Source organism: Bradyrhizobium glycinis, from assembly GCF_016031655.1.
Classification (GTDB): domain Bacteria; phylum Pseudomonadota; class Alphaproteobacteria; order Rhizobiales; family Xanthobacteraceae; genus Bradyrhizobium; species Bradyrhizobium glycinis.
Map to the genome: position 1 here is coordinate 353,149 of NZ_JACCHQ010000002.1, position 12,541 is coordinate 365,689.

Annotated in this window: 15 protein-coding genes; 2 read left to right on the forward strand and 13 right to left on the reverse strand. The window is 62.3% G+C overall.

The window, feature by feature from the left end; translation table 11 throughout:
- Nucleotides 1-1,266 (reverse strand): extracellular solute-binding protein, encoded by a 1,266-nt coding sequence (locus HZZ16_RS05940; RefSeq protein ID WP_197947576.1) that lies wholly within the window; start codon nt 1,264-1,266, stop codon nt 1-3.
- A gap of 164 nt (nt 1,267-1,430) precedes the next feature.
- Here HZZ16_RS05940 and HZZ16_RS05945 point away from each other — a divergent pair, with 164 nt between their 5' ends.
- On the forward strand, nt 1,431-2,189 hold the full coding sequence (locus HZZ16_RS05945) for an SDR family NAD(P)-dependent oxidoreductase (RefSeq protein ID WP_197947577.1): 759 nt from the start codon (nt 1,431-1,433) through the stop codon (nt 2,187-2,189).
- 808 nt (nt 2,190-2,997) lie between these two features.
- Entirely contained in the window at nt 2,998-3,276 is a 279-nt protein-coding gene (locus HZZ16_RS05950; protein ID WP_197947578.1) for a hypothetical protein, read from the forward strand.
- 440 nt (nt 3,277-3,716) lie between these two features.
- On the opposite strand, the gene HZZ16_RS05955 is transcribed toward HZZ16_RS05950, so the two are convergent.
- The 12 genes from HZZ16_RS05955 to HZZ16_RS06010 all read right to left on the reverse strand — a co-directional run bounded on the left by HZZ16_RS05955 (nt 3,717) and on the right by HZZ16_RS06010 (nt 12,447).
- Entirely contained in the window at nt 3,717-3,944 is a 228-nt protein-coding gene (locus tag HZZ16_RS05955; RefSeq protein ID WP_197947579.1) for a DUF6894 family protein, read from the reverse strand.
- Nucleotides 3,945-4,179: 235 nt separating this feature from the next.
- A complete protein-coding gene (aroQ, locus tag HZZ16_RS05960; protein ID WP_197947580.1) occupies nt 4,180-4,620 on the reverse strand; it encodes a type II 3-dehydroquinate dehydratase in 441 nt (146 codons plus the stop codon).
- Nucleotides 4,621-4,633: 13 nt separating this feature from the next.
- Complete coding sequence (locus tag HZZ16_RS05965; protein ID WP_197947581.1) at nt 4,634-5,380, reverse strand: amino acid ABC transporter ATP-binding protein; 747 nt, start codon at nt 5,378-5,380, stop codon at nt 4,634-4,636.
- 55 nt (nt 5,381-5,435) lie between these two features.
- The gene (locus HZZ16_RS05970) at nt 5,436-6,263 is read right to left on the reverse strand and encodes a transporter substrate-binding domain-containing protein (RefSeq protein WP_197947582.1); all 828 of its coding nucleotides are present in this window, start codon (nt 6,261-6,263) and stop codon (nt 5,436-5,438) included.
- 51 nt (nt 6,264-6,314) lie between these two features.
- Entirely contained in the window at nt 6,315-6,971 is a 657-nt protein-coding gene (locus tag HZZ16_RS05975) for an amino acid ABC transporter permease (RefSeq protein ID WP_197947583.1), read from the reverse strand.
- 13 nt (nt 6,972-6,984) lie between these two features.
- Nucleotides 6,985-7,653, reverse strand: a complete 669-nt coding sequence (locus tag HZZ16_RS05980) for an amino acid ABC transporter permease (RefSeq protein ID WP_197947584.1) — start codon at nt 7,651-7,653, stop codon at nt 6,985-6,987.
- Between the two features lie 51 nt (nt 7,654-7,704).
- On the reverse strand, nt 7,705-8,568 hold the full coding sequence (locus tag HZZ16_RS05985; RefSeq protein WP_197947585.1) for a shikimate dehydrogenase: 864 nt from the start codon (nt 8,566-8,568) through the stop codon (nt 7,705-7,707).
- Nucleotides 8,569-8,574: 6 nt separating this feature from the next.
- Nucleotides 8,575-9,402 carry a shikimate dehydrogenase gene (aroE, locus tag HZZ16_RS05990; RefSeq protein ID WP_197947586.1) on the reverse strand — a complete coding sequence of 276 codons (828 nt, stop codon included), beginning with the start codon at nt 9,400-9,402 and terminating at the stop codon, nt 8,575-8,577.
- A 3-nt stretch (nt 9,403-9,405) separates the two neighbouring features.
- Nucleotides 9,406-10,632: a CaiB/BaiF CoA transferase family protein gene (locus HZZ16_RS05995; protein WP_197947587.1), complete on the reverse strand. Its 1,227-nt coding sequence runs from the start codon at nt 10,630-10,632 to the stop codon at nt 9,406-9,408.
- Nucleotides 10,629-11,099 carry a MaoC family dehydratase gene (locus tag HZZ16_RS06000; RefSeq protein ID WP_197947588.1) on the reverse strand — a complete coding sequence of 157 codons (471 nt, stop codon included), beginning with the start codon at nt 11,097-11,099 and terminating at the stop codon, nt 10,629-10,631. The genes HZZ16_RS05995 and HZZ16_RS06000 overlap by 4 nt, the downstream gene beginning before the upstream one ends.
- 12 nt (nt 11,100-11,111) lie before the next feature.
- Nucleotides 11,112-11,498 (reverse strand): VOC family protein, encoded by a 387-nt coding sequence (locus HZZ16_RS06005; protein ID WP_027571023.1) that lies wholly within the window; start codon nt 11,496-11,498, stop codon nt 11,112-11,114.
- Between the two features lie 4 nt (nt 11,499-11,502).
- Nucleotides 11,503-12,447: a ketopantoate reductase family protein gene (locus tag HZZ16_RS06010; protein ID WP_197947589.1), complete on the reverse strand. Its 945-nt coding sequence runs from the start codon at nt 12,445-12,447 to the stop codon at nt 11,503-11,505.
- Nucleotides 12,448-12,541 lie beyond the last annotated feature (94 nt).

Here is a 12,541-nt window from a genome sequence, read left to right on the forward strand (position 1 = left end):
TCAGTTACCTTGCTTGTACGCCGCTTCGATGGCTTTCGCCGCGTTCTGCGGGCTCATGCTGCCGCCGGCGATCTCGGCCGTGACGTCGTTGACGACGCGGCCGACCGAGGGGCCGAGGCTCTGATCGTAGAAGTTCTGGTGATAGTTGGACTTCGCCAGGTTGGCCGCGATCTGCTTCATGAAGGCGCTGTTGAGGCCGGCCTCGCCACCTTTGACGACGGGAACGATGAAGTTGCCGGCGGCAAGCCGTGCCTGCACGTCCTTGGAGATAAAGAATTTCAGGAAGTCGGTGGCTTCCTTGGGCGCCCCCTTGGTGATCAGCCAGCCGGTGATGCCGCCGAGCGTGTCTGACGGCGCACCCTTGCCGCCGGGTACGACAGGAAAATCGAACCAGCCGAGCTTGTCGTCGCTGAGACCGACCTTATCGGCGGCGAGCGCGCGCTGGGTGTGGTAGAAGGACGAGATGGCCAGGATCATCGCGGCCTTGCCGTCACCGAAATAGCCGACGGCCTGCGGGTTCTTGAAGCCGAGGAAGCCGTTCTGGAACGGCTGGAGATCGACCAGCTGCTTGAACAGCTCGCCGGATTTCTGGAAGGTCTCGCCGGCGAAGCCGCCATTCTCACCCTTCAGTGCTGCATCGAAGGCCGGCTTGCCGCCGATGCGCACTGCGAGATGCGTCCAGTAGAAATGCAGCGGCCATTTGTCGGCACCGCCAACCACAATCGGCGTAACACCCGCGGCCTTCAGCGTTTTCACCGCGCCGAGCAGATCGTCCCATGTCTTGATCTTGCTTGCATCGACATTGCCCTTGGCCATCAAATCCTTGTTGTAGAGGAAGCCGACCTGCGATAGCGCGATCGGAAGTCCAAAGACGCGGCCGTTCTGGGTGAAGGCGGCAAGCGCCGCCGGTGCGATCGTGTCGCTGTAGCCGCCGCTCTTCACTGAATCGGTGATGTCTTCCAGGACGCCCGCCTCGACCTGCGTCTTCAACACCCCGCCGGCCCAGCTGTAGATGATGTGTGGACGATCCTTGGATTGCAGGATGGTCGGCAGCTTGGCCTTGTAGGCCTCGTTCTCGAGGAACTGCATCTCGACCTTCACACCGGGGTGCGACGCCTCATAGTTGCGTGCGACCTCCTCCCAGATCTTCACCTGGGCCGGGTTGACCTCGATATGGAGCCATTTCACCGTGGTGTCGGCTGACGCGGAACTGGCCCAAAGCAGGCATGCGACAGCAGCGAGTCCCAGTTTCCCGAGCAATCTCATCACATCCTCCCAACCGACTTTTATTCTTTGACGCAATCCTGCCCTCAATTTTTGAGGTACGCAACACAAAATCTGATCTATGCACCTCACCAGGGGAATCGCTAAGGTTTGAAAAAAGAGTCGGCCGCGGCCCACCGCGCCGGCCGCAACGAACGAGGTGCCCAATGGCTGCCATCTATTCCGACCTCGCCGGCAAGGTCGTGCTCGTCACCGGTGGCGCAGCCGGAATTGGCGCTGCGATCGTGCGGCGCTTTGCGCAGCAGAAGTCCAAGGTGGTGTTCTTCGACATCAAGATCGACGAGGGACAGCGCCTGGCGCGGGAGCTGTCCGACCAGGGACTGGCCGCCCATTTCCAGCACGTCGATCTCACCGACATCCCCGCGCTGCGAGCCGGCGTCGTCGCGGCACGCGAGGCTCATGGCCCGATCAACATCCTGATCAACAATGCCGCGCATGACGAGCGGCACAACACCGAGGAGATGACGCCGGACTATTGGGACGACCGCATCGCGGTGAATCTGAAGCACCAGTTCTTCGCATCACAAGCCGTGTTGCCGGACATGAAGGCGGCCAATGCCGGCGCCATCGTGAATTTCGGCTCGGTGTCCTGGATCGCAGGACAAGGCGGTATGGCCGCCTACACCGCTAGCAAGTCAGGCGTGATCGGACTGACGCGCTCGCTCGCGCGCGACTACGGCCCCTACAACATTCGCGTCAATGCGATCGCACCAGGCTGGATCATGACCGAGCGGCAGCTCGAGAAATGGATGACGCCGGCCGGCGAGATCGAGCTGCAGCAGCGACAATGCCTGAAGCGCAGGCTCATGCCGGACGAAGTTGCGAAGTTCACCGTCTTCCTCGCCTCCGACGAGGCTTCCGCCTGCACCGCGCAGCACTACATCGTCGATGGTGGCTGGGTCTGAGATGCCTTGAGGATCAGTCGGAAAATCTCATCCGGACGCGGCCGCGCGAAGCTCACGAGGTCAAGGACGCGATGGATCCGGGCGGTGGTCGAGAGCGGCTGGCGCCGTGGTCGCGCGAGGCCGACCGATGCCCTCGCTCAACGTCTTGCCGCTGGCGACATTGACGAAGTGCAGCGAGGCGCAAGCCGGACAGAGGACCGGGACGTGCGTGTCCGCGGCGTCGGAGGCTGTGCCAGGAAGCCAGTGCTGCACGTTCATGCCCGTGCGGGGGCATTTGAAGACGACGTTGCGCTCCATGCTGTAGATATGGGCCCGGCGCGGCGACCAAGAAATTGCGGGCCAATACTTACGCAGATGTCCTGAACGGATTGGCGCGGGAAGCCGCCAAGACATCGCGCAGCGCTTGTGAGCGGGTTGCCAATCGAGAAGCGTTCGGTCGAACGCCGCCGCCTTTGAGCTGGATCAAGACATGTTTGTAACGCTGACGCTAGCCTTGTGTCGGCATCGGGAACGCTTTTTCGAGGTCCCCTTTGCCGGAGCGAGCGACGTTTGGATTCGAGGCCTTCCCGGCGCCGCTTTCACGGATGAGTGCAGAAGACCGCGAACATGGAGCAGGCCGGAGAGCGGCTCCGCCGGAGAGTTCGATGGAACGAAGATCGGCAGCGCGGGTTTGCTGGACGAGTTCAGACCCTGGATGGAAGAGCCACGCGAACAATCGGCCTCGGCGCTCCCATCGAGCCCGGGGCCGATTTTCGTCGAAGCCAGAGCATGGTCTGGACAAGGGAGGACGCCAATCAGGAGAACCGACATGCTTGCCGACATCCAAACCGCCGACCTCACCGAGGTCGTGCGCTACGCCCTGGAGACGACCCGTGCGACGACAGCCTGCCCGTTCCATTGGGACGTGATCATCCGCATCGGAGATGACGCCGCCGAGAGTCACGCCTTCGAGCGCGCCAAGCGAATCGTCAGATGCGACGGCACGGAATGGGACAAGGAGGCTCTCAGGGCCGAGCTCGGCCGTCAGCTCGGCGCAGCCGCCGACGGCCGCTGCCCGAAGTGCGATCCGACGGCCTCTTGCACCTAGCGCGCCGCGATTTGCCGGATTTTGCGGCGGCGCCACGCGTCGGGGACGAGCCAGTGCAGTTCGACCCGCTCCGGCGGCTTAACTTGTGTGAAGGCCGCAGATGGAATTGGCACCTAGCCTGAACGACACGCGTCGTGCATCAGAGGTCGGAATTCCCGTGAAAGTGACAAAGCCGATCGCCTCCATCATGCGCGGGAGATCCAAGACCGATACTCCGTCGCCGGACGGGGACGACGAATGTCAGCTGCCGTCATCGGCCGAGAGGCGTCAGGTCGTCGACGAGTACGCCGAGAATTTGCGGAAGATCATCCGAAGGCTGCTTGGAAGGCCGAACTGACAGCGCTTAGGCGCATCCTTGGGCGCTTTGCGGCAAGGGAGCAGTTCGAAGTTGCCATTTGAATGTCGCCCTTCGCCGCGCAGCCGGGCCGCCGGTTCGGCCTTCAGGGTGGTGCGGCCGCGCCGGGATAGACCGGCTCGCGATGAACTTCGCGGCCGCTCTCGTCGATGACGACGATCTGAAGTCTGGGATGACCCTGCGGCTTGTCTCGGCGCACCTGGTCGGCAAGGCCCTTGCTGTGAGCGATGGCGGCGCCGTCCGTCGCAAGCTCCAGCCCCTCCTTGTCCCGGACCGGCACGCCGTCCCTGATATCGAAGTAATAGGTGGGCATCGGCTCCTTCCCACGGTAAGGTCATGAAGAAGGGAGCTGCCGAGATGCAGGGGCTTGGATCTCGGCAGCGACTTGGCAACGTAACCGTGGGCCGAGTTACGCAAATCGTATGTTAGCGGTCTTGTCCACCTCGAACTTGATCCGGATCAAGTCCGGTCCGGCGGGCTGCGGCGAATGGGAGAGCCCGAATCCAGTCGACCGGCCTTGCGGTCTGTTCAATGATTTCAAACCGCGTTTACTCATCCAGCAGCTTGGCCACACGACGCAGGCCGAGCAGATAACCCTGGGTGCCGAAGCCTGCGATGACTCCATCAGCTCGTTTGGAGACAAACGAGTGGTGGCGGAATTCCTCGCGCTTGTGCACGTTGGAAATGTGCACCTCGATCACTGTGCCCTCGAACGTATTCAAAGCATCCAGGATGGCGACCGACGTATGGGTGAAAGCCGCGGGATTCATCACGATGCCGGCAGCCGTCTCGCGCGCCTCGTGGATCCAGTCGATCAGCTCGTATTCTCTGTTGGATTGATGGAAACGAATCTCCAGGCCAAGCTCCCTGGCTAGCGCCCGGCAATCCCGCTCCACGTCCGCAAGTGTCTCGTGACCGTAGATGTGGGGCTGGCGCTTGCCGAGCAGGTTGAGATTTGGCCCGTTCAGGACGTAGACAAGACGGCTCATGGACGTACTCCGTTCAGTGATGGGCAAGGATTTCGCCAAGGAACTGCCTGGTGCGGGCGTGCTGGGGATTGCGGAAGAAAGCCTCGGGCGCGCCTTCTTCGATGATCTGGCCTTCGGCCATGAAGATGACCCGGTCGGCAACCTGGCGGGCAAAGCCCATCTCGTGGGTGACGCAAATCATGGTCATGCCGTCATTGGCGAGGCCTATCATCGTATCGAGCACCTCCTTGACCATCTCAGGATCGAGCGCCGAGGTCGGCTCGTCGAACAGCATCACCTTGGGCTGCATGCAGAGCGCACGCGCGATCGCGACACGCTGTTGTTGACCGCCGGAAAGTTGAGCCGGATACTTCTCGGCCTGATCACCGATGCGTACGCGCTCGAGATATTTTCGCGCGGTCGCTTCCGCCTCACTCTTGCTGGCACGACGCGCGCGAATAGGGGCGAGTGTACAGTTCTGCAACACCGTCATATGCGGAAAAAGGTTGAAGCTCTGAAAGACCATGCCGACGTCCTGACGTACGACATCGATAGCCTTGATGCTGTCGTCCAGCCGATGGCCGTTCACCACGATGCTGCCCTGCTGGATCGGCTCCAGGCGGTTGATACAGCGGATCAGCGTCGACTTGCCTGAACCGGACGGACCGCAGAGCACGATCTTTTCACCTCTGCGCACGGTGAGATCGACGTTGCGGAGGGCTTGGTACCCGCCGTACCACTTCTGCACGCCCTTCATTTCGATCAGGATCTGGTCCTGCATGCTGGTCTCCGCCGTTGGGCGGCGGCCAACGCAGATCGCGTCGGCCGCGCAGTGGCTACTGGACGGTGAAGGGAACGCCGGGGACAGAATCGGGGAAGACTGGCACCGGGACCTTCATCCATTTGGCGTAGAAAGCGGCCAACTTGCCGTTCGACTTGATCTGGTCGATGAACTTGTTGGCCGTCTCGTTCCACTCCTTGTCGCCCAGGCGCGTGCAGGCTCCGTTGTACAAGGCGGTGAAGTGAAGCTTGGGCTCGAACCCGAGTTCGGGCTTTGCGGCGTTGAGACGCTGGGGATAAAACAAGTTCGCGCCGACCGCCTGGACCTGGCCGGAGAGCAGCGCCTGGATGGTAGCCGCGTCATCGTCGAACCTGCGGATCTCGGTCCCGGACGGGGCGTTGTTGGTCACCTGAGTATCCTGCGTGGAGGACCTGGGAACGCCGATGACGAATTTCCTCATGTCGGCATTGCTGTTGATCGGCGTTGCCTGGGCGGCGACCAGCGTGATCTCGTTGGCGACATAGGGTTTGGAATACTGCACCGCCTTTGCGCGCTCGGGCAGCATGGCCATGGTGGCGAACAGAATGTCGACGCGGCCTGTGGTCAGCGCGGGAATACGATTGGCCACCGCCAGCGGGACGAACTCGGCCTTCACGCCGAGATATTCAGCGAAAGCGCGGCCCATGTCCGCATCGATGCCATCCTGCTTTCCCGAGCTATCGACATAGCCCCACGGTGGATTGTCGCCCTGAATGCCGATGACGACGACGCCCTTCTTCTTGACGTCTTCCAGAGTGCCCGCCTGCGACTTGTCTGCCATGGCGATTGCCCCGAGCGTCAGCAGCGCAATGCCGAGCTGGCGACGACTGAGTGAAAACAACATGAAATTCCTCCTCCTTGTGATGGCTGTATTGATTGAGCAGGTGCGCCGTTCCTACCTCTGACTGGCCAGGGCGAGCCTGGCTTCCATCCGACTGCCCCACCACGAGAGTGGCCAGCAGAGGATGAAATACATTGCGCCGACCACCCCGAAGACGAGCAACGGCTGGAAGGTCTGGTTCGATACGATCTGGCCGGCCCGAGCGAGCTCGATGAAGCCGACGATGGCGGCGAGCGACGTGCCCTTGATGAGCTGAACGAGATAGCCGATGGTTGCCGGCAGCGAGATGCGGATCGCCTGCGGCAGCACGATGTCGCGCATGCGCGACGAATAGTGCAATCCAAGCGCCATCGCCCCCTCGGTCTGGCCGCGCGGCACGGCCTGGATCGCTCCGCGCCAGATCTCTCCAAGAAAGGCGGAGGCATTCACGGTAAAACCGATCGCCACCGCGACGAACGCGTCGAGCTTCAGCCCGGTCAGCGCCAATCCGTAGTACACGACGAAAAGCTGCAGCAGCAGCGGAGTGCCCTGGAATATCCCGATGTAAATGCGGATGACCCATTCCACGCCCTTGTGACCACAGGTGCGCAGCAATGCGACGGCCAGCCCCGCCGTGCAGCCGCCCACGAACGCGACCAGCGTCAACAGCATCGTCCATTGCAGCCCACGCAGCAGGAAGCCGAACTCGGCAAGACCAAAATGCGGTGCCATGATGATCTCTCCCTCAGCGCGTCGGATATGAGAAGAAGCGGTGAGAGATGACCGCAAAGCCCAGCATCAACAGCCAGGAGATCGCGAGGTAGAGGAAGGTGACGGAGAAATAGACCTCGAAGCTGCGGAACGTGTCGCTTTCGATTCGCTGCGCAACCGACGTCAGTTCGTAGGCCGACACCGCCGAACAGATCGATGAGGTCAACGTCAGCATGATGAACTGCCCCGTGAGCGAGGGATAGATCGCACGAAGCGCGGGCTTGAGCACGATGAACCGGAACACCTGCCCTTTGTGCAGGCCGAGCGCGTAGCCGGCTTCTATTTGTCCCTTATGGAGGGATTGCACGCCGCCGCGGATGATCTCGATGGCATAGGCGCCGCCATTGACCCCGAGCGCGATGATGGCGGTGACTGTCGGATTGAGCTTCAATCCGACGAGCGGCAGGGCAAAGAACAGAAAGAAGATCTGCACCAGGAAGGGCGTATTGCGCACGACCTCGACGAAGCCGATCACGAGAGCACGCAACCAGGCCGCCTTCGAATCGCGTGCCGCGACGCCGGCGACACCGATCATCATCGCGAGCGTCATGCCGGCAAGCGCCAGGCCCAACGTACCCACGCACCCCCACAGCAGCGCGGGCATGGCATGCCAAACCACCGAGAAATCGAGCGTATAGCCCATCTTGCGTTTCCTCTCGGGCGTTGTACGTGCCGCTCGCCCATCGGCCGGGTGTCACCCTCCCAGGGATGCAAAAGTGGCGAAGAAAACGTCCGGATCGGGCGAGATGCCCGTGAACAGGCGGAATGCTTCGGTGCCCTGGAAGATCGCCATGCCGCCACCATCGACGGTGCGGCAGCCGAGGGCACGCGCCGTACGCAGCAATGCGGTTTCCAGCGGGAAGTAGACGATCTCAGCGACCCATAGATCAGGACGCAGCAGCGCCGTCGGCAGCGGTGTGCCCGGATATTTGTCCATGCCGATCGGCGTGGCGTTGACAATTCCGTCCGCGGCAGCAACGGCGGCTGCAACATCCTGGCCGGCCCTCAAGCGCCCTTCTGCAAATCGGGGCGACAAGCTATCCACCAAACTCTGCGCTTTGGCCAAGTCGACGTCGACAATGGTCAATTCCTGCACGCCGAGCTTCATCAGCGCGAAAGCGACCGCCGCGCCTGCGCCGCCGGCGCCGAATTGGACGACGCGACCGAGCGATGCACCTTGCATGTTGCGGCGAAAGTTCTCGGCGAAGCCGAACCAGTCGGTGTTGTGGCCGGTCATTCGACCATTCCTGATGACCACGGTGTTCACGGCACCAAGCGCCTCCGCGTCAGGCGAAAGCTCGTCCAAGAGCGGGAGGATCGCTTGCTTGCAGGGATGGGTCACGTTCAACCCGACAAAGCCCATCCGCCTTGCCGCGGTGAGCAATTCCGGCAATGCCTCCACGCCGAGCTTCAACTCGGCCAGATCGATCTTCTTGTAGAGATAGCGGATGCCGGCAGCATCAGCGGCCGCTTCGTGCATGGGCGGGGTGCGGGACGCCGCGATGCCGCTGCCGATCAGGCCGACGAGAAAGCTGGATCTCGGATGGATGCTCGGCATCGTCGTTCAGCTCAATGGCACGGTCAGTTCGGCGATGACCTGAGCCGTGCTCGGTCGAATACCGCGCCACCAGGCAAAAGCTTCGGCCGCCTGCTCCACCAGCATGCCGACGCCATCGGCCAGCCTGACGACACCTTCGGCGCGGGCCGCTTGCAGAAAGGGAGTCAGCCCTTTGCCATAGGCGAGTTCGTAGGCCAGCTCCGCACCGCGGAAGACATTGCCTGGAAGCGGCGGCATTTCACCGCGCAGGCTGGCCGACGTCGCGTTGACCACGACGTCATAGCCTTCGGCAAGATCGGCCAGCTCGGCATAGCCGCTGACGATCAGGGGACCACAGCCGGCAAACTCTTCAGCCAATGCCACCGCTTTCGACAGCGTTCGGTTGACCAGAACCAGCTCGGATGGCTCCTGGCGCAGGAACGGCAGCAGCGCGCCGCGCGCCGCTCCTCCGGCGCCGAGCATCAGGACGCGGCGGCCGGCCAGTTTGCGGCCGAGATTGACAGTGATGTCACGCACGAGGCCGACCCCGTCGAAATTCTCGCCGATGATCCGATCACCGACGAACTTCAGGCAGTTTGCGGCGCCAGCTCGCTCCGCGCTTTCTGAAAGCTCGTTGGCGTATTCGAAGGCATCGAGCTTGAACGGAGCGGTGATGTTCAGCCCCTTGGCGCCCTCTGTCCGGAATTGATCAACCCGTTCGTTGAAGCCATCGAGTGGTGCCTCGATCGCCTCATAGACAAGATCCTGTCCCGTCATTCTGGCGAAAGTGCCATGGATGAGGGGTGATTTGCTGAAGCCGATGGGGTTGCCAATCACCGCATAGCGATCGCTCATGGCTCACTCCTGCACCGCGACTTCGTTGTAGAGGACACCGTCGCGCACCATTGCCTCGACGAGCTCGGCCGATAGTCCCAGCGACTTTGCAAGGCGGCGATTGTCCTGGCCGAGCAGCGGCGCCGGAGTGCGCACCGTGGTGTCGCAATCGGAGAAGCGGAACGGCAGGTTCGGCAGCGTCACCTTGCCGAGGACAGGATGCTCCTGCTCGACCAGCATGCCACGCGCGTGGATCTGCGGATCCTTCACGACCTCTTCGATCGTCTGCACGGGAGCCGACGGCACACCCGCTTCGTCGAGTGCCGCGAGGCAGGCATCCCGGGACGGCTGCGACAGCGTCCAATTGCGCACGATGTCCATCGCTTCGGCATAATGGGCGTTGCGCTCCGCAGGCGTGGTGAAGCGTTCGTCGGATGCCAAGCGGCTTCCCCCAATCAGCGTCGCCAATCGCCGCCACGCATCGTCGACTTGCGCTGCGATGACAAGATTGCCGTCCCTGGCCGGAAAGATCCCGTAGACGGTCGAGTCCGGCTGCCCGCTGCCGGTCTGCTTCGGCAGGTCGGTACCACCGGAGAGGAAATAGCGCTGCACCGCATAATCGTGCATCGAGACCATGCAGTCGTATAGCGCGAGATCGATATGCTGGCCGCGTCCGGAGGACGCGCGGCCGACCAGCGCGGCATTGATGGCAGCCACGCCATGAATGCCGGTATACATATCGGCCAGCGGCATCCGCAGCAGCGGCGGCGCTTCACCGGGATTGCCCAGCTGCGCCAGGGCGCCCGACATTGCCTCTGCGATCAGGCCGAAGCCCGGACGTTCGGCATAAGGACCGGTGTGGCCATAGGCGGAGACCGAGCAGTAGATCAACCTGCGATTCCGCGCCGACAGCGCCTTGTAGCCAAGCCCGAGACGTTCGAGTGCCCCAGGGCGGTAGTTCTCGATGAAGACATCGGCCGTGTCGATGAGCTTCATCATCATGTCGAGACCGCGCGTATCGCGCAGGTCGATGCACAATCCCTGCTTGCCCATGTTCTGCTGCAGGAAGTAGCCGGATTGTCCGTCCTTGAAATAGCCATGGGCGCGGCCCGCATCGCCTGCCTTCGGACGCTCCACCTTGATGACTTCCGCACCCATCGCGGCGAGGCAACGGCCCATGAACGGGCCTGCCAGAAAATGGCTGTAGTCGATGACGCGAATGCCTTTGAGCGGCAGATCTTGTGCGGTCATGCCTGCTCTCCTGCGGAGGAGGTCTTTGGGCGCATCGGAATCATCAGCCGATGCTCGCCGAGCTGCACCACTTCGCCGCGCTGATTGATCAGCTCCGAGGGCAACACAACGATGCCCCACCCATCACGCTTCGTCGTGCGCATTGAGCCGACGCGGAACTTCACGTGCACGGTATCCCCGAGCTTGATCGGCAGCTTGAAATCCCAGGTCCAGCCCAGCGACATTCCCGGAATGAAGCGGTAGTCGGCACGGGTCTTCAAACCGTCGGCCAGCGACAGACCAAACAGCCCGTGCGCGACGCGCGTGCCGAATGGTGTGGTCCTGGCGTATTCCTCGTCGACGTGGACCGGCGTGAAATCACCCGTCAGTTCGGCATAGGCATTTACCATCGCTTCAGTGACCGTCACCGAAGGGGTGACGCATTCGTCACCGACCTTGGCATCGTCCCAATAGCGCTCGACGGTCATATCGCGTCTTCCTTAGGCTCGTGGATTGATCGCGAGGGCCGCTTCCACGGCGCCTGCGCTGGCTTGCAAGATCTCGACGTTCAGGCCGCCCGGCAGCTCGAGCCAGTTCGGGCCGGCGGGCAATGCCTTGGCGCCCCAGGCGGCGGCACGGGCGAGCACACCTTCGTAATCGTCGACCATGATGCCGAGATGGGCGAGGCGCCCCTCCGGTCCGACGAAATTCGGGTCTTCGATGAGCTGCACGCTTCCGAGCACCCATACCTGACGCGGGCGCGCACCATCGGCGGGCTGCTCGTCGCGAATGGCAAGACCAAGCACCTCACGAAAGAAGTCGACGTGACGATCAACGTCCGGCACACGGATCGCGACGTGCTCGACATAAGCGCGGGGCAACGACATCGTCTCAGGCCTTTCCCGGATAGTCAGTGCGGGCGTATTCAAGCCCTTTGACCAACGCGACGAGGGTCGCGTTGACCGGTGTCGGCACTTTGAGCTTGGCGCCCCAACGCACGACGGAGCCGTGAATGTAATCGACCTCGGTCAGGTTGCCGGACTGCAAGCTCTGCAGCATCGACGTCTTGAACTCGGGCGGCAATCCGGCAGACGCCATCGTCCAGGCGCGCCGCGGTTCGGTAATCGAGATCTTGACGCCGGCCGCTCGCGCGACCGCGATGCCCTCAGAGATCGCGGCCAGCGCGCAATCTTCCAGGATCGGTAGCGAATAGAGGCCGCCATAGGTGAGACCGGTAACGGCGGTAATTCCACCTCCGGCGACGTTGATGAACAGCTTGTCCCACATCGTGCCCAGGATGTTGTCGCTGAGCCGTGTGAGAATGCCGGCCTGATTGAACGTCTCGGAAATTCGCCGTGCGCGTTCCGTCAAGCCTCCATCAAGTTCGCCGATGATGGTTTCCTTGCCGACGACCCCGGAGCGAACACGGCCAGGACCGAGCAGCACGCCGCCAACGTAGGTCTTGCCTGCCATGACCCGGTCACGACCGACTTCCTCCGAAAGAATGTCCTCGTGACCAAGACCATTTTGGAGCGACATCACAACCGTCTGCGGCCCGATGATCGGCGCTGCCGACCGGATCGCATCCCGCGTGTGGTAGGATTTGACGAGAACGACGACGAGGTCCGCCACGCTGCCGACCTGGGTCGCTGAGGTGCAGGCAGAGACCTTCACGACGGTCTCGGCTTCACCTTCGAGCATCCGTAGGCCACCCGCATTGATCGCGTCGACATGAGCTTGAAAGGGATCGATCAACCAAACCTCGGCACCACCGCGCGCCAGCGCGCCACCGATGGTCGAGCCCAGGGCTCCCGCTCCGATAAAGCAGATCCTCATCCGAACGCTTCCCTCGCCCGTTTTGGGGTTCGAAGCGTGCTAGCAGGCCAACGAATATTTGGATATCCTATGGATCCTATATCCATTATTGCAG

What these genes read in the sequence shown, in the direction of transcription:
- HZZ16_RS05940 (WP_197947576.1), bottom strand. Translation starts at nt 1,266, where the DNA reads ATGAGATTGCTCGGGAAACTGGGACTCGCTGCTGTCGCATGCCTGCTT.
- HZZ16_RS05945 (WP_197947577.1), top strand. Translation starts at nt 1,431, where the DNA reads ATGGCTGCCATCTATTCCGACCTCGCCGGCAAGGTCGTGCTCGTCACC.
- HZZ16_RS05950 (WP_197947578.1), top strand. Translation starts at nt 2,998, where the DNA reads ATGCTTGCCGACATCCAAACCGCCGACCTCACCGAGGTCGTGCGCTAC.
- HZZ16_RS05955 (WP_197947579.1), bottom strand. Translation starts at nt 3,944, where the DNA reads ATGCCCACCTATTACTTCGATATCAGGGACGGCGTGCCGGTCCGGGAC.
- aroQ (WP_197947580.1), bottom strand. Translation starts at nt 4,620, where the DNA reads ATGAGCCGTCTTGTCTACGTCCTGAACGGGCCAAATCTCAACCTGCTC.
- HZZ16_RS05965 (WP_197947581.1), bottom strand. Translation starts at nt 5,380, where the DNA reads ATGCAGGACCAGATCCTGATCGAAATGAAGGGCGTGCAGAAGTGGTAC.
- HZZ16_RS05970 (WP_197947582.1), bottom strand. Translation starts at nt 6,263, where the DNA reads ATGTTGTTTTCACTCAGTCGTCGCCAGCTCGGCATTGCGCTGCTGACG.
- HZZ16_RS05975 (WP_197947583.1), bottom strand. Translation starts at nt 6,971, where the DNA reads ATGGCACCGCATTTTGGTCTTGCCGAGTTCGGCTTCCTGCTGCGTGGG.
- HZZ16_RS05980 (WP_197947584.1), bottom strand. Translation starts at nt 7,653, where the DNA reads ATGGGCTATACGCTCGATTTCTCGGTGGTTTGGCATGCCATGCCCGCG.
- HZZ16_RS05985 (WP_197947585.1), bottom strand. Translation starts at nt 8,568, where the DNA reads ATGCCGAGCATCCATCCGAGATCCAGCTTTCTCGTCGGCCTGATCGGC.
- aroE (WP_197947586.1), bottom strand. Translation starts at nt 9,402, where the DNA reads ATGAGCGATCGCTATGCGGTGATTGGCAACCCCATCGGCTTCAGCAAA.
- HZZ16_RS05995 (WP_197947587.1), bottom strand. Translation starts at nt 10,632, where the DNA reads ATGACCGCACAAGATCTGCCGCTCAAAGGCATTCGCGTCATCGACTAC.
- HZZ16_RS06000 (WP_197947588.1), bottom strand. Translation starts at nt 11,099, where the DNA reads ATGACCGTCGAGCGCTATTGGGACGATGCCAAGGTCGGTGACGAATGC.
- HZZ16_RS06005 (WP_027571023.1), bottom strand. Translation starts at nt 11,498, where the DNA reads ATGTCGTTGCCCCGCGCTTATGTCGAGCACGTCGCGATCCGTGTGCCG.
- HZZ16_RS06010 (WP_197947589.1), bottom strand. Translation starts at nt 12,447, where the DNA reads ATGAGGATCTGCTTTATCGGAGCGGGAGCCCTGGGCTCGACCATCGGT.